The 24,511-nt window shown below is 64.2% G+C and carries 27 protein-coding genes; 16 read left to right on the plus strand and 11 right to left on the minus strand.

The window, feature by feature from the left end; all coding sequences use genetic code 11:
• Positions 1-7: 7 nt before the first annotated feature.
• Entirely contained in the window at positions 8-505 is a 498-nt protein-coding gene (locus NLY42_RS26225) for a GNAT family N-acetyltransferase (RefSeq protein ID WP_023754610.1), read from the plus strand.
• 30 nt (positions 506-535) lie between these two features.
• Here NLY42_RS26225 and NLY42_RS26230 read toward each other — a convergent pair whose 3' ends face one another.
• Together NLY42_RS26230 and NLY42_RS26235 are read right to left on the minus strand one after the other, a co-directional pair.
• Positions 536-784 carry a hypothetical protein gene (locus NLY42_RS26230; protein ID WP_031201948.1) on the minus strand — a complete coding sequence of 83 codons (249 nt, stop codon included), beginning with the start codon at positions 782-784 and terminating at the stop codon, positions 536-538.
• Positions 785-931: 147 nt separating this feature from the next.
• On the minus strand, positions 932-1,561 hold the full coding sequence (locus NLY42_RS26235; RefSeq protein ID WP_023754611.1) for a glutathione S-transferase family protein: 630 nt from the start codon (positions 1,559-1,561) through the stop codon (positions 932-934).
• Positions 1,562-1,771: 210 nt separating this feature from the next.
• Here NLY42_RS26235 and NLY42_RS26240 point away from each other — a divergent pair, with 210 nt between their 5' ends.
• The 7 genes from NLY42_RS26240 (at position 1,772) to NLY42_RS26270 (ending at position 9,264) form a co-directional block, all read left to right on the plus strand.
• The gene (locus NLY42_RS26240; protein WP_023754612.1) at positions 1,772-2,758 is read left to right on the plus strand and encodes a tagatose kinase; all 987 of its coding nucleotides are present in this window, start codon (positions 1,772-1,774) and stop codon (positions 2,756-2,758) included.
• On the plus strand, positions 2,755-4,032 hold the full coding sequence (locus NLY42_RS26245) for a D-tagatose-bisphosphate aldolase, class II, non-catalytic subunit (RefSeq protein WP_023754613.1): 1,278 nt from the start codon (positions 2,755-2,757) through the stop codon (positions 4,030-4,032). Before NLY42_RS26240 ends, NLY42_RS26245 begins: the two co-directional genes overlap by 4 nt.
• 51 nt (positions 4,033-4,083) lie before the next feature.
• The gene (locus NLY42_RS26250; RefSeq protein ID WP_023754614.1) at positions 4,084-4,674 is read left to right on the plus strand and encodes a DUF922 domain-containing Zn-dependent protease; all 591 of its coding nucleotides are present in this window, start codon (positions 4,084-4,086) and stop codon (positions 4,672-4,674) included.
• Between the two features lie 194 nt (positions 4,675-4,868).
• Positions 4,869-5,954: an ABC transporter ATP-binding protein gene (locus NLY42_RS26255; protein WP_023673472.1), complete on the plus strand. Its 1,086-nt coding sequence runs from the start codon at positions 4,869-4,871 to the stop codon at positions 5,952-5,954.
• Positions 5,955-5,993: 39 nt separating this feature from the next.
• The gene (locus NLY42_RS26260) at positions 5,994-7,319 is read left to right on the plus strand and encodes an ABC transporter substrate-binding protein (RefSeq protein WP_023693796.1); all 1,326 of its coding nucleotides are present in this window, start codon (positions 5,994-5,996) and stop codon (positions 7,317-7,319) included.
• A gap of 141 nt (positions 7,320-7,460) precedes the next feature.
• A complete protein-coding gene (locus NLY42_RS26265) occupies positions 7,461-8,360 on the plus strand; it encodes a carbohydrate ABC transporter permease (RefSeq protein WP_373432851.1) in 900 nt (299 codons plus the stop codon).
• Between the two features lies 1 nt (position 8,361).
• Positions 8,362-9,264 (plus strand): carbohydrate ABC transporter permease, encoded by a 903-nt coding sequence (locus NLY42_RS26270; RefSeq protein WP_023673469.1) that lies wholly within the window; start codon positions 8,362-8,364, stop codon positions 9,262-9,264.
• 30 nt (positions 9,265-9,294) lie between these two features.
• Here the strand turns inward: NLY42_RS26270 and NLY42_RS26275 are convergent, their stop codons facing one another.
• Positions 9,295-9,999 carry an SDR family oxidoreductase gene (locus NLY42_RS26275; RefSeq protein WP_023754615.1) on the minus strand — a complete coding sequence of 235 codons (705 nt, stop codon included), beginning with the start codon at positions 9,997-9,999 and terminating at the stop codon, positions 9,295-9,297.
• Positions 10,000-10,116: 117 nt separating this feature from the next.
• Between NLY42_RS26275 and gcvA the strand changes: the two genes are divergently transcribed.
• A complete protein-coding gene (gcvA, locus tag NLY42_RS26280) occupies positions 10,117-11,016 on the plus strand; it encodes a transcriptional regulator GcvA (RefSeq protein ID WP_023685899.1) in 900 nt (299 codons plus the stop codon).
• Between the two features lie 58 nt (positions 11,017-11,074).
• On the opposite strand, the gene NLY42_RS26285 is transcribed toward gcvA, so the two are convergent.
• The 3 genes from NLY42_RS26285 to NLY42_RS26295 form a co-directional block, all read right to left on the minus strand.
• Complete coding sequence (locus tag NLY42_RS26285; RefSeq protein ID WP_280800252.1) at positions 11,075-11,887, minus strand: NAD(P)-binding domain-containing protein; 813 nt, start codon at positions 11,885-11,887, stop codon at positions 11,075-11,077.
• 2 nt (positions 11,888-11,889) lie between these two features.
• Positions 11,890-12,177: an FAD-dependent monooxygenase gene (locus NLY42_RS26290; protein ID WP_280800253.1), complete on the minus strand. Its 288-nt coding sequence runs from the start codon at positions 12,175-12,177 to the stop codon at positions 11,890-11,892.
• 451 nt (positions 12,178-12,628) lie between these two features.
• Positions 12,629-13,045, minus strand: a complete 417-nt coding sequence (locus NLY42_RS26295; protein ID WP_023703095.1) for a winged helix-turn-helix transcriptional regulator — start codon at positions 13,043-13,045, stop codon at positions 12,629-12,631.
• A 132-nt stretch (positions 13,046-13,177) separates the two neighbouring features.
• Here NLY42_RS26295 and NLY42_RS26300 point away from each other — a divergent pair, with 132 nt between their 5' ends.
• Positions 13,178-13,765: a dihydrofolate reductase family protein gene (locus NLY42_RS26300; protein WP_023754617.1), complete on the plus strand. Its 588-nt coding sequence runs from the start codon at positions 13,178-13,180 to the stop codon at positions 13,763-13,765.
• A 95-nt stretch (positions 13,766-13,860) separates the two neighbouring features.
• Here the strand turns inward: NLY42_RS26300 and NLY42_RS26305 are convergent, their stop codons facing one another.
• Positions 13,861-14,280, minus strand: a complete 420-nt coding sequence (locus tag NLY42_RS26305; RefSeq protein ID WP_023747821.1) for a VOC family protein — start codon at positions 14,278-14,280, stop codon at positions 13,861-13,863.
• Positions 14,281-14,535: 255 nt separating this feature from the next.
• Here NLY42_RS26305 and NLY42_RS26310 point away from each other — a divergent pair, with 255 nt between their 5' ends.
• Positions 14,536-15,744, plus strand: a complete 1,209-nt coding sequence (locus NLY42_RS26310; protein WP_023693802.1) for an MFS transporter — start codon at positions 14,536-14,538, stop codon at positions 15,742-15,744.
• A 30-nt stretch (positions 15,745-15,774) separates the two neighbouring features.
• Here the strand turns inward: NLY42_RS26310 and NLY42_RS26315 are convergent, their stop codons facing one another.
• Positions 15,775-18,069 carry a cation:proton antiporter domain-containing protein gene (locus NLY42_RS26315; RefSeq protein WP_023754620.1) on the minus strand — a complete coding sequence of 765 codons (2,295 nt, stop codon included), beginning with the start codon at positions 18,067-18,069 and terminating at the stop codon, positions 15,775-15,777.
• Positions 18,070-18,307: 238 nt separating this feature from the next.
• Here NLY42_RS26315 and NLY42_RS26320 point away from each other — a divergent pair, with 238 nt between their 5' ends.
• Positions 18,308-19,039 carry a DUF2270 domain-containing protein gene (locus NLY42_RS26320; RefSeq protein WP_023673885.1) on the plus strand — a complete coding sequence of 244 codons (732 nt, stop codon included), beginning with the start codon at positions 18,308-18,310 and terminating at the stop codon, positions 19,037-19,039.
• Between the two features lie 37 nt (positions 19,040-19,076).
• Here NLY42_RS26320 and NLY42_RS26325 read toward each other — a convergent pair whose 3' ends face one another.
• The gene (locus NLY42_RS26325) at positions 19,077-19,421 is read right to left on the minus strand and encodes a PQ-loop domain-containing transporter (RefSeq protein WP_023673886.1); all 345 of its coding nucleotides are present in this window, start codon (positions 19,419-19,421) and stop codon (positions 19,077-19,079) included.
• A 284-nt stretch (positions 19,422-19,705) separates the two neighbouring features.
• Here NLY42_RS26325 and NLY42_RS26335 point away from each other — a divergent pair, with 284 nt between their 5' ends.
• A complete protein-coding gene (locus NLY42_RS26335; RefSeq protein ID WP_023689804.1) occupies positions 19,706-20,011 on the plus strand; it encodes a hypothetical protein in 306 nt (101 codons plus the stop codon).
• A 52-nt stretch (positions 20,012-20,063) separates the two neighbouring features.
• Here the strand turns inward: NLY42_RS26335 and NLY42_RS26340 are convergent, their stop codons facing one another.
• Together NLY42_RS26340 and NLY42_RS26345 are read right to left on the minus strand one after the other, a co-directional pair.
• Positions 20,064-20,696: a Vgb family protein gene (locus NLY42_RS26340; RefSeq protein ID WP_023754621.1), complete on the minus strand. Its 633-nt coding sequence runs from the start codon at positions 20,694-20,696 to the stop codon at positions 20,064-20,066.
• A gap of 29 nt (positions 20,697-20,725) precedes the next feature.
• Complete coding sequence (locus tag NLY42_RS26345; RefSeq protein ID WP_023685490.1) at positions 20,726-21,946, minus strand: hypothetical protein; 1,221 nt, start codon at positions 21,944-21,946, stop codon at positions 20,726-20,728.
• 385 nt (positions 21,947-22,331) lie between these two features.
• Between NLY42_RS26345 and NLY42_RS26350 the strand changes: the two genes are divergently transcribed.
• From NLY42_RS26350 to NLY42_RS26360, 3 genes are all read left to right on the plus strand, one after another.
• On the plus strand, positions 22,332-23,084 hold the full coding sequence (locus NLY42_RS26350) for a DUF899 domain-containing protein (RefSeq protein ID WP_023695474.1): 753 nt from the start codon (positions 22,332-22,334) through the stop codon (positions 23,082-23,084).
• Positions 23,085-23,170: 86 nt separating this feature from the next.
• Positions 23,171-23,443: a hypothetical protein gene (locus tag NLY42_RS26355; RefSeq protein ID WP_023672530.1), complete on the plus strand. Its 273-nt coding sequence runs from the start codon at positions 23,171-23,173 to the stop codon at positions 23,441-23,443.
• A 48-nt stretch (positions 23,444-23,491) separates the two neighbouring features.
• Positions 23,492-24,496 carry a zinc-dependent alcohol dehydrogenase family protein gene (locus NLY42_RS26360; RefSeq protein WP_023672529.1) on the plus strand — a complete coding sequence of 335 codons (1,005 nt, stop codon included), beginning with the start codon at positions 23,492-23,494 and terminating at the stop codon, positions 24,494-24,496.
• The last annotated feature ends 15 nt before the right edge of the window (positions 24,497-24,511 follow it).

The following is a 24,511-nucleotide window of genomic DNA, read 5'->3' on the forward strand; positions in this document are numbered from 1 at the left end:
TTAGGCCATGGTTCAGATCAGGGCGATGACCGAGAAAGATATAGCGGCGGTGTCGCGGCTGTTGGGGGAATCCTGGCGGCGCACCTATTCGGCAATTATGGGGCCAGAGACCACTGCGCGGCTCTCGGACGACAAGCATGCGCCCGAGCGGCTGGCAGAGGAACTTGGGGACGACAACAAGATGTCGTTCGTGGCCGAACGGCCGGACGGTTCGATCGCCGGCTACGCGATGGCGGCGATGGACGATCGTGGCGATGTCCTGCTCGACCGGCTGCACATCGACAAGACAGAGTTCGGCAGCGGGGTCGCCACCGACCTGCTGCACGCGGTGCTTGTCGCGCATGCCGGCATCCCCAGCATTGCGCTGAAAGTGATCGAGGGCAACGACCGGGCGATCGCCTTCTATCGCAAGCACGGTTTCGAAGTGGTCGAGCGCCGCACGGCCGCGCACGGCGTTGGCGGCCACGCCTCGCTCATCATGCGCCGGCTGCTGTCGAGGGCGTGAAGTGAATGGGAAACCGCAGTAGTCAGGGCCCTACTGCCCTAACCCCTGCGCCGCCACCGCCTGTGGACCGTCCTCGTCGTCCGGCATATCGAGGAGTTCGATCAGCCGCGCCACCTTCGTTCCCGGCAAGGGGCGGCCCTCGTTGACCAGCGCCTCGTCGGCACCGAGCCAGGCGAACGCCTCGCGCAGTTCTTGAAGGGTGGCGCCGGTCAGCGCGATGTCGGCTATGACCGCCTCGTCTACCGGCCCCAACACCGAAATGATGTCGTCGCGTGTCATGGTCACCTCCATGCTAAGTGCCGGCAGGTCGTCGAGTTGACGCCGGGATCCGGCCATCCAGTCAACGGATTGCGAGCGAAAGCCGCCGACAAAGCAGAATCTGGGTCTTCTTTTCGACTAAGCAAGGTGAACGCGCGCCTTTTGCCGTCAAGCAGCCGAGTGCCGATCGATGCTGTAGAGATGCACGGGATAGCCGGGACCGATGGCGTCGCGCACCCGGTCCGTCCAGGCGAGGACCGCCGGATAAGCCGACAGCGCAAAGCCACAGTCTTCGGCACGGTGGCCGTAGGCATAGACAGCAATGTCGGCGATGGTGAGCGTGTCGCCGACAAGGAACGGCGTGTCGTTCAGGCTGCGCTCCAGCGCTGCCAGCGTGCGGGCGCCGGCTTCGCGCTTGGCCGGAACCATCGCCTGGTTGCGCTCCAGCCTTCCGGCCAGCGTCCAGAAGCGCAGGGAGCCGATGACCGGCTCGACATGGTACTGTTCGAAGAACAGCCATTGCATAATTTTCGCGTTGACATAGCGATCCGCCGGCAGCAAGGGCGTGCCTTCGGCGAGATAAATGAGGATCGCATTCGATTCGGCGATCGCACGGCCATCCTCGAGTTCGAGCACAGGAACGGCGCCGGCCGGGTTGAGCTTCAGGAAAGCGTCGGTGTGGCTCTCGCCCTCGAAAATCGACACCAGGCGGCTTTCATAGGGAATGTTGAGCAGGCCGAGCACGACCCTCGCCTTCCAACCGTTTTGCGACGGCAAATAATCATGAAGCGTGAGCATGGCTGTCCTTTCGCTGCGGTCGACGCCTGATTTGCACGGTGCCACGATCCCAGCCACCCGAATCCTGCAATGTGTACGCGCAGAAACAGATAAACTATACGCATGTAGAGTTTTATTGACTTCGCTGTATGTGCGATTTACCCGATAAACACTTGCGTCGGATAACTGCGCGGGCAAGCAATCAGTTTGCGTGTGAGAGGAATCGCAAGCATGAGCCTTTCGCGCCGCAGCGAAATCGCCGCCGAGGCCGCGGGGCCAACGATTGCCGCCGGCGAGATCCTGGTCGAGATCATGGCGACGGAACGGGGTTTCGGCTTCCTCGAGCCGCAATCGCTCGTCGGGCCATTCCCCAGCGGTGCGCCGGCGATCTTCATCGATCAGGTCGCCCGGCTGGGAGGCGGCGCCGGCATTATCGGCTGCGTCGGCCGCGACGATTTCGGCACGCTCAACCTGGACAGGCTGGAGCGCGACGGCGTCGACGTCTCAGCCGTCGATATCAGCGACCGCTTCCCGACGGGATGCGCCTTCGTGCGCTACCGGCCCGATGGTATCAGGGACTTCGTCTACAACATCGCCGAATCCGCCGCCGGGCAGATCCACCTGACCACTGCTGCGCGCCTGCTGGCGGACAGGGCCGGCCATCTGCATATCATGGGATCGACGCTGTCGGTGGCAGGGCTGAAGGAGATCGTCAGCTACGCAGTGCAGGCGGTTCGTGCCCGCGGCGGCTCGACCTCATTCGACCCGAATGTGCGCAAGGAGCTGATCGACGGCTCCGACGGCGCACTGTTTTCCGCACTCATCGACGATGCCGACCTGCTGCTGCCGTCCGGCGACGAATTGCTCGCTACGGCGGGCGTCGATGACGAGCACCGGGCGGTGGCGGCGCTGTTTGCCAGGGGCGTCGGCGAGATCGTGCTGAAGCGCGGTGCTGACGGCTCTTCCTGGTTCGGCGCCGACGGCGCCAGGATCGACTGCGCCGGTTTTCAGGTCGAGGAAGTCGACCCCACGGGCGCCGGCGATTGTTTCGGCGCCACCTACCTGACCTGCCGCCGCCAAGGAATGGAGCCCGGCAAGGCGCTGCTTTATGCCAATGCCGCCGGCGCCCGCAACGTCACCCGGCGCGGCCCGATGGAGGGCGTCACCAGCTTCGACGGGCTCGATCAATTCATCAAGGGAACAGCGAGACGGACATGAGCGCCAACCCGCTTGCAGGCCTCGCCAGCGCGCGCAAAAACGGCTCGCCCTACGGCATCACCTCGATCTGCTCCGCGCATCCGCTGGTGATCCAGACGGCGATCAGGCGCGCCGTTGCCGACAGGGAGAAAAACCTGCTGATTGAGGCAACCTGCAATCAGGTCAACCAGTTCGGCGGCTATACCGGAATGACCCCGGCGCTGTTCGTCGCCTTCGTGCTGGAGATCGCCTGCCGCGAGGGGCTGGAAGCCTCGCGTATCATCTTCGGCGGCGACCATCTGGGACCGAACCCGTGGCGCGCAGAGCCGGCGGCGCAGGCGATGGACAAGGCCGAGGCCATGGTCGGCGCCTATATCGCGGCCGGCTTCACCAAGATCCATCTCGACGCATCGATGGGCTGCGCCGGCGAGCCGGCGGCGCTTGACGACGAGACCATCGCCACCCGGGCGGCGCGGCTGGCAAAGGCGGCCGAAACGGGCGCGCACGCCGCAGGCAGCACCTTGCCGGTCTACATCATCGGCACCGAAGTTCCCGCCCCCGGCGGCGTCGACCATGCGATCAGCGAGTTGAAGCCGACCGAGGCGGCGGCGGCGCGGCGCACGATCGAGGTTCACCGGGAGATCTTTGCCCGCGAAGGCCTGACCGAGGCGTTCGGCCGCGTCATGGCCGTGGTGGTGCAGCCGGGCATGGAATTCGGCAGCCAGAACGTCGTCGCCTACGCGCCCGAGAAATCCAAGGGCCTGACCGGCTTGCTCGATGAGCAGCCGTCGCTCGTCTACGAGGCGCATTCGACCGACTACCAGAGCCGTGCGGCTTTGACCGCGCTGGTCGCAAACGGCTTTCCCATCCTCAAGGTCGGCCCCGGCCTGACCTTCGCCTTGCGCGAGGCGCTTTACGGGCTCGACCTGATAGCATCCGAAATGATCACGGATTATGGCGACCGGTCGCTCGCCCGGACCATGGAAGGCGCGATGCTGGCAGCACCCGGCCATTGGCACAGCCACTATCACGGCAACGAAGCAGAGCTCTATGTGCAGCGGCATTACAGCTACAGCGACCGCATCCGCTATTATTGGAGCAACTCCACCGCTGTCGCGGCCGTCGAGCGCCTGCGCAAGGCGCTGGACGGGGTCGCCATTCCCGAAACGCTGATGCGGCAATTCCTGCCGGCGCTGCCGGCCGAACTCGGGCCGGCGGGCAATCCCGAGGCTATCCTTCTCGAAGCTGTCGATCAGGTGCTGGCCGACTATGACGCGGCCTGCCGTGGGACCTGAGGCATTGCGCCGGGTTGATCTTTGCCTCAGCCCAGTGTCTCTGACGTTTCCATGAAACCAGCCATGTTCTTTCTCCTGTTCGCGGCCTCCCTGCTGGCGTCGCCGGCACGCGCCGACTGGAAGCCGGTCGAAAAGGTCGAGACCTACGCCATCGCAGGGCGGACCGGCCCGGAACTCTATGCCGCGATCGGCGAAGCCGGCCCCTTGCTCGGCAAGGGTCGGGTCATTGCGCACACCAATTTCAAGCTGACCTGGACCAGGGACTACAGGCCGCAAGGCGACGCCTGCGTGCTCAAATCGGCGCGCCCGAAACTGATCATCACCTACACCTTGCCGAAGCCGGCCGAACCGTTGCCGGCTTCCGTCCAGAAGAACTGGACGGTGTTCATCGCCGGGCTCGCCGCCCACGAGAGAGTGCATGGCGCAGCCATCGCCGAGATGGTGCGCAAGATCGAGGCGGTGAGCGTCGGCCTGACCATTACTGATGACCCCGCCTGCAGCAAGATCAGAACCGAGCTGACGAGGCAACTCGCCCAGATCTCGCTGGCTCAGCGGCAGGCGAGCCGCGACTTCGACCGGGTCGAATTCGGCCCCGGCGGAAACCTGCAGAAGCTGGTGCTGGCTTTTGTGAATGGGGGGTAGTTTGCCGGCGAACCGGTCATTGCGCCGGTGTTCCGAACGACAAGAGCACCGGCCGCATGGCCGCTTTACAGGCAGGCTTGGTAGCGCTACCGTCTGATCGTCACGCGACCTGTTGGGGGAATGGGAGACGGTCGCGAGGCAGGAGAGGAGCGGTTTCCTTCGGGGCGTCGCAAGAAGCATTCGGGAGGAGATCGATGGCGTCTGTCGCGATCGGCGATGTTTACAAATCGTTCGGGACCGTCGAGGTCCTGCATGGCGTCAGTGTGGATATCGACGACGGCGAATTCGTCACGCTGGTCGGCCCGTCGGGTTGTGGAAAATCGACCCTTCTCAGGATGATCGCCGGCCTGGAAAAGATTTCTCGGGGCGAGATCGCGATCGGGGATCGGGTCGTCAACAACGTTGCGCCGAAAGAGCGCGACGTTGCCATGGTGTTCCAGAACTACGCGCTCTACCCGCACATGACGGTCGCCGAGAACATGGCGTTCTCGCTCATGCTCAAAGGTGTTTCGAAGGCCGATTGCGCTACCAGCATTCAGCGCGCCGCCGAAATCCTCGGGCTGGTGCCATTGCTGACGCGATATCCGCGCCAGCTTTCCGGCGGCCAGCGCCAGCGCGTCGCCATGGGCCGGGCGATCGTGCGCGATCCACAGGTTTTCCTGTTCGACGAACCGCTCTCCAATCTCGACGCCAAGCTCAGGGTGCAGATGCGCGCCGAGATCAAGGAACTGCACCAGCGGCTCAAGACGACCACAGTCTATGTCACCCACGACCAGATCGAGGCCATGACCATGGCCGACAAGATCGTGGTCATGCATGACGGCATCGTCGAACAGATCGGACCGCCGCTGGAGCTCTACGACAGGCCAAACAATCTCTTCGTCGCCAGTTTCATCGGCTCGCCCGCCATGAACCTGATCAAGGGCGAGATCGTCACCGACGGGTCTCCGTCCTTTCGCGGCGCCGGGGGAATTTCCGTGCCGCTGGCCGGCGCGCCGGCCGTTGGCAACGGTCATCCGGTGGTGCTGGGAATACGGCCCGAGCATTTGCGGCTATCGTCAGACCAAGGCATTCCAGTCACCGTCGCGGTGGTCGAGCCGACCGGGTCGGAAGTGCAGATCATCGGCCGCACCGCCGGCGGCGACGAGATCGTCGCCAATTTCCGCGAACGCCATGCCTTAACACCGGGCGAATCCATACGGCTCTCTGCCGCGCCTGGCCTGATTCATCTCTTTGACGGCAAGACCGGAACACGATTTGAAACGCGTAACGGATGGTAAGGACCGCATAGCAAGGAAGATAAACCGGAGGAGACGACCATGAAATTCACGAGACGCGATGTAATCCGCACGACCGCAGGTGCCGCGGCGGGAGCTCTGGGAAGCCGGTTCGTCGGCTCGCCGGCTTTTGCCCAGGAGGGCTTGAAATACAAGCCCGAGGAAGGCGCAAAGCTGCGGCTGCTGCGCTGGTCGCCCTTCGTCAAGGGCGATGAGGATCAATGGCTGGCCAACACCAAGCGCTTCACCGAGGCGACAGGTGTCGAGGTTCGTGTCGACAAGGAAAGCTGGGAGGACATTCGCCCCAAGGCAGCGGTCGCCGCCAATGTCGGTTCCGGCCCGGACCTCATGTTCGTCTGGTTCGACGACCCGCATCAATATCCCGACAAGCTGCACGACGTGACCGAGCTCGGCGAGTATCTGGGCTCGAAATATGGCGGCTGGCACGACGGACCAAAGCAATATGCGACGCGGGACGGCAAGTTCGTCGGCCTGCCGCTGGCCACGATCGGCAATGCCATCGTCTATCGCGAAAGCTGGGTGAAGGAGGCCGGCTTCTCCGAATTTCCGAAGGACACGGCAGGCTTCCTCGAGCTTTGCAAGGCGTTGCAGGCGAAGGGACATCCGGCTGGCTTCACGCACGGCCACGGCGTCGGCGACGGCAACAATTACGCGCACTGGCTGCTGTGGAGCCATGGCGGCCAGATGGTCGACGAGAGCGGCAAGGTGGCGATCAACAGCCCCGAGACGCTAAAGGCGATCGGATACGCGCAGGAACTCTACAAGACCTTCATTCCCGGGACCGAAAGCTGGCTCGACGTCAATAACAACCGCGCCTTCCTGGCCGGCGAACTCGGCGTCATCGCCAACGGCATTTCCGCCTACAATACGGCCAAGATCAACAAGGACAACGATCCGAAGCTGGCTGAGATCGCCAAGGACATCCGCACCACCAACCTGCCGATCGGTCCCGTCGGGAAATCGGTCGAACTGTTCCAGGTGACCACCGCAGTCATCTTCAACTACACGCCCTACCCCAATGCGGCCAAGGCCTATCTGCAGTTCATGTTCGAGGATCCGCAGATGACCGACTGGATCACCTCCTCGGCGGGCTATTGCTGCCAGACGCTGAAGGCCTTCGACAACAATCCAGTGTGGACGGCCGACCCGAACAATGCCGCCTATGCCAAGGCCTCGGCGACGCTGCGCCCCAACGGCTATGCCGGGCCGCTCGGCTATGCCTCGGCGGCGACCATGGCCGACTATGTCCTGGTCGACATGTTTGCCAAGGCGGTGACCGGCCAGGCGACGCCGCAGGAGGCGATGGAGGAGGCGGAGAAGCGCGCCAACCGCTACTACCGCGTTTGATCACGGCACCGCCGGGCAGCGTCTAGTGCGCTGCCCGGCCCGTCGCACAATCCCATGGCGGCCGTTGACGCCGTGACCTGATTCCCCGATGAGGAGCCCTCCATGGCCGTGCCGTCCGTTGCCGCCCAGCCGCGTCCGTCGATGCTTTCGCGGATCTCCGAAAGCCGCAACGCGCTGGGCTTCGGCTTCATGCTGCCGGCGGCGGCGCTGCTGCTGGTCTTCCTGACCTATCCGCTCGGGCTGGGCGTCTGGCTCGGTTTCACCGATGCCCGGATCGGCCGCCCCGGCATCTTCATCGGCGTCGAGAATTATCAGTACCTTTGGAATGACAACGTCTTCTGGCTCTCCGTCTTCAACACGCTGCTCTACACGGTCAGCGCCTCGATCCTGAAGTTCGTGCTCGGCCTGTGGCTGGCGCTCATCCTCAATGAAAACCTGCCGTTCAAATCGTTCTTCCGCGCGATAGTCCTGCTGCCCTGGGTGGTGCCCACTGTACTGTCAGCCATCGCCTTCTGGTGGATCTACGATTCGCAGTTCTCCATCCTGTCCTGGGCGCTGCAGCAAATGGGCCTGATCGACCACCGCATCAATTTCCTCGGCGATCCGGAGAATGCGCGCGCTTCGGTTATCGCCGCCAACGTCTGGCGCGGCATTCCTTTCGTCGCCATCACGCTGCTCGCCGGCCTGCAGACCATTCCGCAGTCGCTTTACGAGGCGGCCACGCTCGACGGCGCCAGTCGCTGGCAGTTGTTTCGTTATGTGACTCTGCCGCTGCTGACGCCGATCATCGCCATCACCATGACCTTCTCGGTGCTGTTCACTTTCACCGATTTCCAGCTGATCTACGTGCTGACCCGGGGCGGACCGGTGAATGCCACGCATCTGATGGCGACATTGTCTTTCCAGCGCGGCATTTCCGGCGGCCAGCTTGGCGAGGGCGCGGCCATCGCGGTGGCCATGATCCCGTTCCTGCTGGCGGCGATCCTGTTCAGCTATTTCGGCCTGCAACGCCGCAAATGGCAACAAGGCGGCGGAGACTGACATGGTCAAGACGGCCGCGACAAGGAAGGCGAAACGTGGGGATATCGACGAAGGCGGCATGGGCTACCTGCAGAGCCTGCCGCGCCGCGTGGTGACGGTCTATCTGCCGCTGCTGGTGTTCGTCTTCGTGCTGTTGTTTCCGTTTTACTGGATGACGATCACCGCGGTTAAGCCCAATCTCGAGATGACCGACTATGCGCAGTTCAATCCGTTCTGGGTGGTGCATCCGACACTGGAGCATATCCGCTACCTCCTGTTCGAAACCTCCTATCCGGGCTGGCTGCTCAACACGATCATCATCTCGACCGCCGCTACTTTCCTGTCGCTGCTGGCGTCGGTGTTCGCCGCCTATGCGATCGAGCGGCTGCGGTTTTCCGGGGCGCGGCAGGTCGGCCTCGGCATCTTCCTCGCCTATCTGGTGCCGCCCTCGATCCTGTTCATTCCGCTGTCGGTGATGGTGTTCAACCTCGGGCTCTACGACACGCCCTTCGCGCTCATCCTTACCTATCCGACCTTCCTGGTGCCGTTCTGCACGTGGCTGTTGATGGGTTACTTCCGCTCCATTCCGTTCGAACTGGAAGAATGCGCGCTGATAGACGGAGCGAGCCGGTGGCAGATCCTCACCAAGATCGTGCTGCCGCTGTCGGTGCCCGGCCTGATCTCCGCCGGCATATTCGCCTTCACCCTGTCATGGAACGAGTTCATCTATGCGCTGACATTCATCCAGTCCTCGGAAAACAAGACCGTGCCGGTGGGTGTGCTGACCGAGCTGGTGCGCTCCGACGTCTACGAATGGGGGGCGCTGATGGCGGGAGCGCTGATCGGCTCGCTGCCGGTGGTGGTGCTCTATTCGTTCTTCGTCGAGCACTATGTCTCGTCGATGACCGGCGCGGTGAAGGAGTGACGCGCCGGCTCACGCGAGGCGACCGCGCGGTCAGATCGCGCCGATGATGCCGCCGTCGACGCGGATGTTCTGGCCGGTGATGTAGCCCGCACCTTCGGAAGCGAGGAAGGCGATGGTCGCGGCAATTTCCTCCGAGGTGCCGTAGCGCTGCATCGGCACGCTGTCGCGGCGCTCCTCGGTGGCCGGCAGGCTGTCGATCCAGCCGGGCAGCACATTGTTCATGCGCACATTGTCGGCGGCGTAGGTGTTGGCGAAGATCTTGGTGTAGGCGGCAAGACCGGCGCGGAACACGGCGGATGTCGGGAACATCGGGCTCGGCTCGACCACCCAGGCGGTCGAGATGTTGATGATGGCGCCGGCCTTCTGCTTGACCATCTGCGGCGCCACGATGCGCACCGGCCGGATGACGTTCATCAGATAGACGTCGAGACCGGTGTGCCACTGCTCGTCGGTGATTTCGAGGATCGGCGCGCGTGGCCCGTGGCCGCCGCTGTTGACCAGCACGTCGATGCGGCCGAAGCGCTCGAGCGTCAGATCGGCGAGCCGCTGCAGATCGTCATTCGACTGGTTGGAGCCGGTGACGCCGAGGCCGCCAAGCTCCTTGGCCAGAGCCTCGCCCTTACCGGAGGACGACAGGATCGCGACCTTGAACCCGTCCGCCGCCAGCCGCTTGGCCGCCGCCGCGCCGATACCGCTGCCACCCGCGACGACGACTGCCACTTTTTCTACACTCATTTTTCTCTCCTTGGGGTTTTGCGGCGTGTGTCTCGCGACTTCAAAGGATGATATAGCCGGTCTTGCCATCTGGTTCGAACCAGAAAGCCTGAAATCAAGCTGTAGAAAAACTCCTGCATGCCCGAAGCCTTCCTGAGCCTGCCACCATTGAATGCGCTGCGTGCCTTCGAAGCCGCCGCGCGTCATCTCAACTTCCGCATCGCCGCGCAGGAGCTGAACGTGACGCAAGGGGCGGTGGCGCAGCATATACGCGGGCTGGAGGCCGATCTCGGCGCAAAGCTGTTCGACCGGCTGCCGCGCGGCCTGGCGCTGACCGATGAGGGACGTGCCTATGCGCCGAACATTCGCCGCGCCTTCGAGCTGATCTCCGAGGCAACGCTGCTGTTGCGGCCCGAGCCGGCGCGGCTGACGATCAGCGTCACGCCGAGCTTTGCCACCAAATGGCTGATCCCCAAACTGCCGGAGTTCGTCGCCCACAACCCGCTCGTCGATTTGCGCATCCTGGCCAGCCAAAGCCTGTCGAGTTTTCAGGCCGACGGCGTCGACATTGCGGTCAGGCAAGGCCGCCCGCCCTTCGGCGCCGGCCTGATGGTCGACCTGTTGTTCCCACAGCAGATCGTCGCCATCTGCAGCCCTGCCCTGCTGCCTACCGAGGCGAACGAGATCGCGACGGCCGATATCCAGCATCATGTCCTGTTGCACGACGCGCACAATCTGTGGCCGGAATTCATGGAGAGAGCGCTCGGGCTGAAGATGGCCACCGAGGCCAAACGCATGCGCTTCAACCAGACAGGCCTCGCGATCGACGCCGCCATTGCCGGCCAGGGCATCGCGCTGGCCAGCCGGTTTCTCGTCGCTGCCGACATTGCCGCCGGCCGGCTGGTGCAGCCGATCAACGCAGAGATGCGTGGGACGCACGATTTCTATGTCGTGATGCCGCGCAAGCAACGGCACCCAGAACCGACGCAAGCCGTGCGGCAATGGCTGCTCGATGAGGGCGACGCGGCGGGGCTGTGATGGATAGCCGATCTCCCCGCAAGGCGGGAGATCCGCAGCTTGGCCGACGCCGCCCCTTTCAGCCTCGCCGAGCAATGTCGGCCGCCACTGCCTTCGCCTCGCGTCCAATTTCCCTGAGCAGACCGGTGACCGGATTGTAGAAGCCGACGAGGTAGAGGCCGAGTTGCGAGGCGCGGGCGTTGACGCCACTGCGCTCCGGCTGCAATTCCACGGGCAGAAACTTTTCGTAGCCCGGGCGATAGCCGGTGGCGAGGATGACGGCGTCGAAATTTTCCTGCCTGCCGTCGGTGAACGCAGCGCCGCGCTCGGTGAAGCCCGCTATGTCGGGCGCGATCTTGATGGCGCCTTTGGTGATGGCGTCGACCGTGCCGACGTCGATGACCGGGATGCGGCCGACTTCGTCGATCTGTTGCAGGATGCCCTGTTTCGGCCTGACGATGCCGTATTTCTCGAGCTTGCCCAGCGCGAAATCGAGGATGATCGGAAACATCCAGTCGTTCAGCGCCTGCGGCATTGGCCGGCTGGCGATGCCGACCATCTGGATCGGCACGCCAAACAGCTGGCGCGGCACGATGTGGACGCCCTTGCGCACCGAAATGGTCGGACGCGCGCCACTTTCCACCAAGTCGAGCGCGATCGCGTCGCCGGTGTTGCCCATGCCGACGATCAGCACCGAGCGGCCGGCAAAGGGCGCCGCTTGCGTATAGTCGGCGCTGTGCAGCACCTCGCCCTTGAAAGCCTCGATGGCAGGGAGCCGGGGGATGATCGGCTCGGCATTGTTACCGCTGGCGATAACGACATGGCGCGCCTTGAGGTTGTCCGATCCTGTCTCGACCAGAAAACCGCCGTCCCCGAGGCGAATGGCTTTCACCGTCACGCCGAAGCGCGGGCGCAGATCGAATTTTCCGCGTAGTCGTCGAGATAGCGGACCACCAGTTCGCGCGGCACGTAGCGCGGATAGTTTTTGGGAAAGGGCAGGAACGGCAGCGACGAGAACGACTTGACCGTATGCAGATGCAGCCGCCGATAGTGCCGCCGCCAGGCGGGCGCGATCTCCTGCGATTTTTCGAGCAGGATGAAATCCACTCCTGCCCGCTTCAGGCAGGCACCGACCGCAAGGCCGGCGGGCCCGGCGCCGACAATAACGACAGTGGTGTCCAAGCGATTCTCCTCCCGCTAGCTCCTTAGGCTACGCGTAGAAGCGCAGGCGGGACAAGGCGCGCCTCACCTTCTCCCCTTGTTGGAGAAGGTGGATCGGCGCGCTAGCGCCGAGACGCCTTCGCATCGCGGCGCGCACGCTGCGCATCCTGTCCGGTCTCGGCTCACCCCCGGTGACGAATGTCTATCCCGGCAATCGCCCCATGCTGTCGGACGGGCTGCCTGTCGCCGGCCGCACCGCGACCGAAGAGCTCTACGTGCATGGCGGCATGGCCCAATCGGCATGCATGCCGCCCCCGCCACCGCGCGCTGGCTGGAAGAGGCCGTGGTTCGGGCGATGGCAATCCGAAGCAGACATGGCTCCGGCCACAGCGATTTGCGGGATGGGAAGGGTGAGGCTGCGCGACGTCGTGTCGATCTAGCCCGCCACCAGCGCGAAGGGAGGCGTTCCTCCCTAGCCGACATGCTCGGCGCGCAGCTTCTTCTTTATCTGCTCGAGCGCTGCCTCGCCGCCCCTCGCCAGTTCATCGGCGATCCTTGCCAGCTTGTCATCGGCGTTGCGGTATTTGCTGCCCCAGGCGCCGAGCGTCGCCAGCACCGGCAACAGGTCGATGCCCGCCTCCGTCAGCTTGTAGATCGCCTTGAGCTTGTGCGTGGGGTCGTCGCTTCTGGTGACGATGCCCTCATCCTGCAAGGTCTGCAGCCGCTCGGCCAGGGTGCGCGACGAGATGCCTTCGCCTGATAGCAGAAACTCCCGGAAGTGCCTTTTTCCGGCGAAAATCATGTCGCGGATGATCAGCAGCGTCCAGCGGTCACCGAGCAATTCGAGCGATAGGCTGATGGGACAGCCGGATCTTTCCCTGGTCGACATTTAAATGCTTCCATTTTTAAATCACTTTACTATTGACATCATTTTTCACTCATGTCAATGGTTCCGAAAGTAAAGCAATAACCAACGCCGCCTGACCTGGCGCTGGTGACACCAGAGCTCAGGAGAACGACGATGAGAAAACTGATCCTGCAGATACAGATATCGGTCGACGGTTTTGTCGGCGCGGCCGGCGATGAGCACTGGCAGCTCTGGGAATGGGGCGCCAACTGCCCGTGGGACGACGACTTGAAGCAGGATTTCAACGCGGTGTTCGCCGGCATCGACACCATTCTGCTCAGCCGCAAGATGGCCGAAGAAGGCTATCTAACCCATTGGGGCAATGCGGCAAAAAACTATCCGCGCGATCCCTTCTACGCCTTTGCGCAGCGCATCGTCGAGGCGCGCAAGGTGGTGCTGAGCGACAAGCTCGCGGCATCGCGGTGGGAGCGCACGACGGTTGCCAGCGGCAACCTGCCGCGCGAGGTCAAGGCGCTGAAAGCTGAAGGTGAAGGCGACATGGCGGTATTCGGCGGCGCCGGCTTTGCCTCGGCGCTGATTGCAGCGGGACTGGTCGATGAGTTCCAGCTGTTCATCAATCCGGCCGCGCTGGGCGACGGCGAGCGGATTTTCGACCGTGGTGCCTTCCGGAAATTGCGCCTGCTCGGCTCTAAAGCCTATGCCTGCGGAATGGTGGTGAACCGCTACGCGCCGGCAATGTGAAGCAGTTCAGCGATTGAATCCGTGGACCGCTTCAACTCTTTGTTTTTGCGAGAACTCCGGACGGATCACCGCAACCCGCTCCTCGTGAACCTGCGCTAGAAATTGATCTCGACCGAAGCGGCACTTCGCTTTGCCGGCCCGTGAAACACCGCCTCGATGTTGTTGCCGTCGGGGTCGAGCAGGAAGGCGGCGTAGTAGCCGGGGTGGTAGGGCCGCTCACCCGGCGCGCCATTGTCGGCCCCGCCGGCATTGAGGCCGGCCCTGTAGAAGGCATCGACCATGGCGTTGTCGCTGGCCTGGAAGGCCAGATGATGGCGCCCGGTCAGTTGTCCTCTCGCCGCCCGGCTGTCGAGGCTTGAGATGAACAGTTCGTCGGCCCAGAAATAGTCCTCGGCCTCGCCGCCGATCGGAATGCCGAGCACCTTGAAGACGGCTTCATAGAAGCGCCGGCTCGCCTCGAGGTCCCTGACCACCAGCTGGACGTGGTCGATGAGGCGGCCGCGATGCAGTTCCATGAGCGATCTCTCCCGTCGCGAGACCACAAAGCTAGTGCCGCGGAGCGGCTCGTCAATTCGGCAGTCTATCTTGTCGGCGCGCTTGGCAGCCTTACACCCTGCTTTTGTCATATCCGGATGGACTTCCACGCAGACCGGATAAAAAATGCAACCGGATTGTCGGATTCGAAATCCCGCCAACGTCCTTCGGACGCAAGCGGCGCAACGGAGCTGGAGCGAGTGGCGCCGCATCGAAACCGATCTCGGGAGAAGAGCATGAACAATTCCTACCGTTGGGTGATCGTCGCGTGCGGCGCGCTGATGACCTGTGTGGCGCTCGGCGCGATGTTTTCGCTGGCGATCTTTCTCGAGCCGATGGCGCTCGACACCAACTGGTCGCGAACCGGCATTTCCAGCGCCATGACGCTGAATTTCTTGGTGATGGGTGCAGGCGGTTTCGCCTGGGGCGCCATCTATGACCGTGTCGGCGCCCGCCCGGTGGTTTTTGCCGGCGCGGTGCTGCTCGGCCTGTCGCTGGTGGTGGCGAGCCGAGCCCAATCGCTGCTGGTCTTCCAGCTGAGCTATGGCGTCATCGTCGGGCTGGCGGCCAGCGCCTTCTTCGCGCCGATGATCGCGCTGACCACCGCCTGGTTCGAGACCCATCGCAGCCTGGCCGTGTCGCTGGTCTCGGCCGGCATGGGCGTGGCGCCGATGACCATTTCGCCCTTCGCACGCTGGCTGATCACGGCCTATGACTGGCGTACCGCCATGTTCGACATCGGCATCATGGCCTGGGTGCTGTTGCTGCCGGCCGTCTTCCTGGTGCGCCAGCCGTCGGCGGCGGTCGCGGCAGCGGATGGCAGCGCGCCCGCGCCTGCCGCGGCCCCCGGCATGTCAGTCGGCCAGGCGCTGCGCTCGCCGCAATTCCTGGTGCTGGGCATGACCTTCTTCGCCTGTTGCGCGGCGCATTCGGGGCCGATCTTTCACATGGTGAGCTATGCCATGTCGTGCGGCGTGGCGCCGATGGCAGCCGTGTCGATCTACAGCGTCGAGGGCCTTGCCGGCCTTGGCGGGCGCGTGCTCTACGGCGTGCTCGGCGACAGGTTGGGCGCCAAGCCGGTGCTGATCGTGGGCCTCGCCATCCAGGCGGTGGTGATCGCCGCCTATCTCGCCGTCGGCAATCTCGAGCAGTTCTATCTCCTGGCGATCATCTTCGGCGCCACCTATGGCGGCGTCATGCCGCTCTATGCGGTTCTGGCGCGCGACTATTTCGGGCCACGCATCATCGGCACGATACTTGGCGCCGCGACCCTGTTGTCCAGCCTCGGCATGTCGTTCGGCCCGCTCGCCGGCGGCATGATCTTCGACGCCTATGCCAGCTATTCCTGGCTGTTCATCGGCTCGGCGCTGATCGGCCTCGGTGCTGCCGGCATCGCCATCGCCTTCCCGCCGCAGCCCGGCCGAGAGAGGCTGCAGGCGGCGTGAGCGAAATTTCCCCTCGAGGGGAAATACTCATCACCCTGTCGCCGTTCCCGAGCGCAGCTCTTCCCTGCCCTCGTCGTCGCGGCTGAGCCTGGCGTCCGAGATCAGCACCACCGGGCATTGGCAGCGCTGCAGCACGCCGGTGGTCGTCTCGCCAAAGAAGAGTTCCTCGCCAGGGCGCCGCGCCACGCCCATGACGATCAGCGCCGCCGCCCTGCCGGCCTGGCGGGCAATGGCATCGGCGGCGGCGGCCCGGCTGCGGATGGCCGTCTCGATCTCGACGCCATAGCGGTCGGCTAGCGCGACGGTATCCTTCAGCACCGCCTCCCTGTGGCGATGCGAGACAGTGTCGCGCGGTTCGTCGCGGCCGACGCGCGCGACATAAAGTATCTTGACCCGCGCACCCGTGACCGCTGCAATCGCCAGTGCCATTTCGGCACCCCGGCGGGCGATCGCGGTGCCGTTGACCGGAACCAGAATCTTCCCGCCTTCAGGTCCTAGCCTTGGCATCTGGCGGCCGGCGCCGGTCGCCTTCAGCACCAGGCATAGCGGACCCTCGAAGGCGCCGGCGATCTCGTTGATGCGGCGGGTAAACCCACCTTTCGAGGTGACCGCGCGGCCGAGCCCGATCAGCAGCAGCCCATAGCCTTTGCGCGCCTCCTTGGCAACCGTTTCGGCCGAAAGCTCGGCCTCGTGGCGCCGCGTGACAGGCGCCGCGCGGGCCAGCTCCTCGTCCGAACTCCTGGCGGCCTCGCGGCTGTCCTCGGCACCCTTTTCGATCGGCTCGAGCTTCGCATCCGTGCCGGGCTCGGCCTCCTCCCCCTCGCCTCGGGCATGCAGCACCGTCGTCGGCTTGCCGGCGCCCACGACTCCGGCGAGGTAAGCAGCAAAGCGGCCGACAACGCCCTCATCGGTCACCACCAGCAGTCGTTCCAGATTGGCGATGAAGCCGCGGTGGTCGATCTCCTCGCGCTCCAGACGCTTCTTCTCGTTCTCGCCCATCGGCAAGCGGCCGAGTGCCCAACGCAAGGTCGGCGGCATGGCGAGCGTGGTGATGACGGCCATGGTCACGATCATGGTGAAAAGATCGTGCGACAGAACGCCGATCGACAGGCCAATCGAGGCGACGATGACTTCGGTCGAGCCGCGCGCGTTCATGCCGCAACCGACGGCGATGCCTTCCTTGCGGCTCATGCCGGCAAGCTCGGCGCCGATGAAGGCGCCGGCGAATTTGCCGAAGCTGGCGATCAGCACCAAAGCGGCCGTGAGTAGCGCAAGCTCGTGGTCGACAAGCACGGTGAGATCCGCCGAAAGGCCGGCGACGCCGAAGAAAACCGGCATGAACAGCGCCATGATGACGCCGCGCAATTGCCCTTCGATATGACGCGACAGGATCGGCGATTCCCCAACCAGTATGCCGGCGACGAAGGCGCCGAGCACGGTGTGCACGCCGATCAGATCGGTGATCAGCGCCATTGCGCCCATGATGGCGAGAATGACGGTGACGACGGCGTATTCGCTGCGGAACGTATCGTTGGTCCAGCGGATGGCGTCGAAGACGATGCGGCGGCCAATCGTGAAGGAAAACCCCATGAAGGCGGCGACGCCGACAATGGTGAAGGCAAGGCTGCCGAGCTCGATGCGCCCCTTGGTGGCGATGCCGATGGTGATGGCGATGATCACCCAGCCGATCGTGTCCTCGATGATGGCCGACGAGACGATGATCTGACCGAGATCGCGGCGCATGAAGTTCATCTCGCGCACCACCATGGCGACGATCTTGACCGAGGAGATCGACAGCGCCGTGCCGAGGAAGAGACCGGCGACAATGCGCTCGGTTCCGTCGGCCAGCAGCGAGGCCGGCATGAACTGTGCGGCGGTGAAGCCGAGCGCGAAAGGCACGGCGACGCCCGCGGCGGAGATGGAAAAGCACGCACGGCCGACCCTGCGCACCAGCCGCAGATCCGTCTCCATCCCGGTGAGCAACAGAAGCATCAACACGCCGAGCTGGGCGATGGCGCTGATCATGCTCTTTTGGGTGGCGTCGCCTGAAAAGATCACGCGTTCTGCTTCCGGCAATAGCCAGCCGAGCAGCGATGGCCCGAGCAGGATGCCGCCGATGAGCTGACCCATAACCGCCGGCTGGCCGAGACGCTCCAGCAATTCGCCGATGCCGCGGCCGACGAGAAGCAGAAGGAGGATTTCGAGAACGAAAATCCCCTCGCTGGACATGCCGGTCTTTTCGGCTGCCAACGATGCGGCCGGCATGAATGCGAAAGCTGCCGCGGCAAGCGCGACCGGCCGGCGCCGGTTGACCACGAAGGACATGCACCCCCTCATCGTGCCCGGTATAACGTTTGCGGGCGAGATCGGTTGCACGCCACGCTCCCTTGGCGCGCCGCAGGTTCCTCATTACCTGAATCGCATAACGGGCCTATCTGACTGCGGATAAACCGCCGAGACCCGGGCCGGCGACGGAACATTTTCAACCGATTGCGCGTTGCGCGGATGGGGATGACCGGCGTCGTTTCGGCCGGCCATGGCGTTGGGAGGCGCGTGGCAAGGGATGTCCCAGGTCAAGACCGTGAAAACCGACGAAGCGGCTGCAGCGCCGCGGGCCTCTGATGCGTTCGCGCTGAAGCTCACCTCATCGGAATTCGTGGCCACCATGTCGCATTTCCACCGCGCCGAAATCGCCCGCATGGCCGGCTGGCGCGACCGGCTGGACCGTACCAGCAACTGGGCGATTACTGTCGTCGCCGCCATGCTCTCAGTCTCACTCTCGACGCCCAGCGCCCATCACGGGGTGCTGCTCTTTGCCATGCTGCTGACCACGCTGCTGCTATGGATCGAGGCGCGGCGCTATCGTTTCTTCGACGTCTACCGGGCCAGGGTGCGCCAGTTCGAGCGCTATTATTTCGCGCAGATTTTCTCGCCGCAGCCCGACTACGCCTCCAACTGGCTGGCCATCGTCGGCGAAGGCCTGCGTTCGCCGCGCTTCCTGATCTCGCAACGCGCGGCGTTGGTGCGCCGGCTGCGCCGCAACTACATTTTCATGTACACGATCCTGATGCTGGCGTGGGTGCTGAAGATCACGACGCCCAGTCTGCAGCGCGAAGGGTCGCCGATAGGCTTGGGCGCGTCATTTCTCGACGCCGCGCGCGTGGCGCAGCTCGGCCCGGTTCCAGGCATCTATGTCGTGTGCATGGTCGGGCTGTTCTATGTCGGCCTACTCGCAGCCGCTTTCCTCATCTCAAGCGACGAGGGCGAGCTTTCGCATGGCACCGTGCATGTCTGAGAGCGGCCTCGAAAAGCGCAATCTGCCGCGGTGATCTTCAGCAGACATTGTCGACCATCAGAGCGGTCGCTTCCGACCGGCTTGCGGCTTCCTCAACCGGAAGCCGTGCGCGATGGCGCTTGTAGGCGGTGAGCGCGATGACCAGCACGCAGCATACGGCGTTCAGCCAGTTGATCGCCGCCAGAGCGGGATCGTTCAGATTGATGTGGGCGTAGAGTCCCGTCGTGGCGTTGGCGCCTGTCCACAACAGCCAGGTCGCGTAGGAAATCGCCGACGCCCCGTGCCTGTCCCGGGCCACCCGCACGATCTGCGGCAGGTAGGACACCACCCGCAAGCCATTGAAAATAGTGAAAAGATAAAAAGACAGATCAGCAAGTGTCATCCGAAACCCCTGTCATGGCCGGACGTCCCATAGCGTTCCTTGCAGTGGCGGCATGTGAGCCCGTTCACATGCCGGTTTCGATTTTCCTGTTGCGGCCCGGCATCCGGATTCTTTCGCCATGGGGGCGTTCGCCGTGAGCCAGCCCGACGAGGTCGACATGAACCAGATCTTGTTTCGGCCGACGGCGCGGGAGTGCTAAACAGATCTCGTGCTTGGGCAAAGTTCGGGTTGACCGCTGCCAAGCGCGCGGCGACTATCCCTGCAACGTGCAGGAGGACATGAGAATGGACGAACCCGATCGCTGGCGGCACATGGCGAGCGCCCCCAAGGACGGCAGCCGCATCCTGGTCACGGTCAGGCCATCGGAACAGGGGCCGGCCGAGGTCGACCTCGCTTACTGGTCGCGCGCCGACCAGTTCGGCACGGAGGGCTGGCGCTCTTCCGATTCGTCGCCAGGACGGGTGATCGAATACCCCGAACCGGAGTTGAAATGCTGGATGCCGCTGCCGACGGCCAATCTGAGCCGGGCTTCAATGCCAAGTCCGTGGCAAGGCGAAGACGTCCCGCTGCTCGACGGCTCCGGGATATGATCTCGGCGGGATGACCGTAGGAAATACGCTGCCGGCCCAATACTTGACGGCCTTACTTCGGCCGACGCACCGATCGCACCATGCCGCCAGGGCCGCTGCCGCAAAAGAAGCGGTCGCCGCCGTCGGATTCGAGCCCGGAAACGCCCACCCCCGCCGGCATGTCGAGCCGTTCCAGCACCTTGCCAGTTTGCGGATCGACGCGCCGGACATCGCTCTGGTCGCCTTCCCAGGTGCCGTGCCAGAGCTCGCCATCGACCCAGGTCACTCCGGTGACGAAGCGGTTTGAGTCGATGGTGCGCAGGATTTTCCCGGTCTCGGGATCGATCTGGTGGATCTTGCGCTCCCGGTTCTGCCCCACCCAGAGCGTGCCCTCGGCCCAGGTCATGCCGGAATCGCGGCCGCCGCCGGGCGCCGGGATGGTGGAGAGCACCTTGCCGGTATCGGGGTCGATCTTCTGGATGCGGTCCCCGGCGAGCTGGAACAGATGCCGGCCGTCATAGGCGGTGCCGGCATGTGCCGCGACATCGATCGAGCGCAGCGTCTCGCCGCTTGCCTGATCGAAGGCGGTCAGCCGCTCGCCCGTCGCAAACCAGACATTCTGTCCGTCGAAGCTCACGCCGTGCACGGTGTCGACATCAGGAAAGGGCCCGTATTCGCGCAGGATTTCCGCTGCTGAATGTTTCATGTCCTGGTCCTCGATCATGGTCACCTTTCCTAGCCGTTCGGCAGCGGCGACGGGAGTAACAAGGTGGTCGTGAAACCAGCGACCGGTGGCGTCATCCAGCGCCGCGCCCGGCCGTGGCCGAAGGACTGCACTTTGCCGGTCTCGGCCAACTGCTCGAGCGCCCGCTGTACGCTGCGCTGTCCGGCGCCCAGCGCCAGCGCCAACGCCGAGCTGGCCCAGGATTCACCATCGGCCAGGAAGGCCAGCACCGCGGCGTGCCGCTCCTCGATCGGCCGCGCCAGCACCGCCACGGAGCCTGCTTCGCGCGGCTTTAGCGCAAAGCCCTGGCTGGTCGCGCCGATGCCCGCCAGCGGCCGCAATTCGGCGCGCAGCCGGCCGATCTCGACCCGCAGCCTGGCGCGATGCGATTCATCGGCATGCCGGCCGCCAAAGGCGCGGGCAATCAGCGTCGCCCTCGGCACATCCGCCGGCCAGGCTTCGGCAAGCGCGCGCGCCAGCGCAAACAGCACCGGCCGCGTTGCCAGCGAGATCGTTGTTTCCTGCTTGTGCACGATATAGCGGAACGTATCGACGACCAGCGCGCGCGACGCCTGCAGCGCCTCGACTTCTTCGAGCAACAGCGGATGCTCCTCGCCGCCTGCGATCAGCCGCGCCGCCGGCGTCTCCAGCGCCAGGAAGGCGCTGTCGACCTCCGCCATGAGACCCGGAATGCCGGCCCGGCGGGCGGCATGGCGCGCCCACTCAAGGGCTGCGCGCGCGGCCTTCGTCTTCAGGCGCCGCATGGCGATGCCGGCAACCGCGAGTTCATGCGCGGCGCGTGAGGCCGGCGGAAGCGGCGACGGATCGAGCCCAGCCAGCACGTCTTCAGCCTCGTCGAGGCGGCCGATCAGCAGCAGGCGGCGCACTTTGAGATGCCCGGCATGCGCCGCGTTCAGCCGGTCGCCATGCTTTTCCAATGTCGACCGCGCCGCGTCGAGCGCCTTGGACGGCCAGCCGAGATCACGCGAAACAAGTGCGATCTCGGCTTCGGCGACAACGCACCTGGCGCGCGCCACCGCCTCCTTTGGACCGAAGGCACGGCCGGCCCTACGCAACAGTACTTTGGCGCGATCGAAATCGCCGAGCTGCGCCATGGCAATGCCGCGCAACGCCAGCGCCGGGGCATCCTCGCGCAAGGCGACGCGGTCGAGTGCCGCCAGCGGATTGCCCGCCGCCAGCGCCAGCCCTGCCGCGGTGATCAGCGAGTCCATGCAAATCCCGTCACATTTGTAACTCCCACCGCTCCCCTTATCGGCCCTAACTTAAGTCACCACCGCCAAGCAGCAAGCCGCGGACGGCGACCTAGCCATCTGGACTGGTTGAAGACGCCCAGGCCTGCGTTGACGGCAATATTCGCATTCGCTAGCCTGAGCATCTCAGACAGTCGCGTTAAGCTTCTCAATAAGGAAAAACCGACCATGCCTGCTTCCGAGGACTTCGAGCCCACCGTGCGGCCTCGCCACCCCTGCTGCGGTGGCCTGCAAATGCCGTCACATTTGTAACTCCGCCCTCGCCGCCTCGCGGCCCTAGCCTGCCTCACGATCAACAGGCAACGACAAGCCACAACGGCTCAACAACTGGCAAAGGAAACAAGCAATGACCAAGCACGTGGCAATGAAGACCCCACCGGTCGTTTCAAGGCAAGAATGGGAAGCCGAGCGCGAAAAGATGCTGGTGAAGGAAAAGGCAACGATGCGCGCCAGGGACGCGCTGTCGGCCGAGCGCCGGCGCATGCCATGGATGGAAGTAGACAAGGCCTATGTGTTTGAAGGTCCCAACGGCAAAGCGAGCCTGCTCGATTTGTTCGAGGGCCGGCGCCAGTTGATCGTCTACCGCGCCTTCTACGAACCCGGCGTCCACGGCTGGCCCGAACATGCCTGCCGCGGCTGTTCGCTCGGCGCCGACCAGGTCGGCCATCTCGCCCATCTCAACGCCCGCAACACCACGCTTGCCTATGCCTCCCGCGCGCCGCAGGCCGACATTGCCAGCTTGAAGCAGCGGATGGGTTGGGAGATGCCCTGGTACACAATCACCGACAGTTTCGACAAGGATTTCGGCGTCGACGAATGGCACGGCCACAACGTGTTCATCCAGGACGGCAAGAAAGTGTATCGCACCTACTTCATCAACAACCGCGGCGACGAGCAGATGGGCACGGTCTGGAGCTACCTCGACGCAACGCCGCTCGGCCGCCAGGAAATCTGGGAGGATTCGCCCGAAGGCTATCCGCAGACCGAGCTCTACAGCTGGTGGAACTGGCACGACAATTACGACGCCGCACCCGACAAGACGTGGGAGGAAGTGTCGGCGGCCGGCGAAGCCGCGTTCCGCAACAAGGACGGCAAGTAAGGACCTGGAGCGGCGCCCATCCAGCTTGGTTTCCTGTCCCTCACGGGACAGGAAACCCGGGCATTGATCATCAAGGGATTACGACCATGAGCGATATCGGCACAGGGACCGACAGTGAGGTCCCTAAACGCTCCGATGCAGTTTCTCTCCGCACCGCCGACTGGCTGTGCCTCGCCGCGGCCCCTGTTTTCGCCGTGATGGCGCTGCTTACCTGCATTCACGCTGGCGACGGCGTCATGTCGTGCCTGGGGGCCGATGCCTCCCCGCTCACCGGCATGCCGCTGATGTATCTCTTGATGAGCGCCGTCCATCTGGCGCCTTGGCTGCGCGTGATTTCCGGCCGGCCGGTCCGGCGATAGGCTGGACCGCCGCCGCCATGCTAACGCTCTTTACGTCGGAGAGAGACTATGAAGCTGGTCAGGCTGAGAGCGCCGGGCGGGTTGGACAAGCTCGACCTGGTCGAGGTGGATCAGCCCCGGCCTGGGCCGGGAGAAATGCTGGTCAGGATTCGCGCCTGCGCGCTGAACATGCGCGACGATTTCGCCGTACAAGGCAAGGTGCCGCTCGCCGAAGGCCGCGTGCCGCTGTCGGATGGCGCCGGCGAGGTGATCGCGATCGGTGACGGCGTCGACACGTTCAAGCCGGGCGACAGCGTCGTCAGTGTTTTCTACCCCTGGTGGCTGGCCGGCGACATGAGATCCGATACAAGCCGCGACATTCCCGGAGACAGTTTCGACGGCTTCGCCAGCGAGTATGTGTGCATGCCGGCGCACGCATTCACCAGGGCGCCGGCGGGCTATACGCATCTCGAGGCGGCAACGCTGACCTGCACGGGCGTCACCGCCTGGCGCGGGCTGGTGACATGCGGCAAGGTAAAGCCCGGCGACACGGTGCTGATCCTTGGCACCGGCAGCGTGTCATTGTTTGCGCTGCAATTTGCCAAGGCCGCCGGCGCAAGGGTCATCGCCACCTCGTCCGATGAAGGGAAGCTGGAGAAGCTCAGACGACTCGGGGCCGACAGCGTCATCAACTACAAGGCGGTGCCGCAGTGGGGCGGCAGGGCCAGGGAACTGACGGACGGACGCGGCGTCGATCATGTGATCGAGGTCGGCGGACCGGCGACGCTGGCGCAGTCGATAGCGGCCTGCCGGACAGGCGGGCATATCGCACTCATCGGCGTCCTGACCGGCTTTGCAGCAGAAGTTTCAATCCCGGCGCTGTTTTCAAACCAGATCCGCATCAGCGGAATTTCCATCGGCAGCAAAGCCGACCAGCAGGACATGATCCGTGCGATAGAGGTCAACCGCCTGAAGCCTGTCATCGACAGCAGCTTTCCACTGCAGGATATCGCCGCCGCCTTCAGGCACTACGAAGCGCAAAGGCATTTCGGCAAGGTCTGCCTCGAGCTTTAGATCCTGCGATCGGCA

This window comes from Mesorhizobium sp. C372A, from assembly GCF_030323245.1.
Taxonomy (GTDB): domain Bacteria; phylum Pseudomonadota; class Alphaproteobacteria; order Rhizobiales; family Rhizobiaceae; genus Mesorhizobium.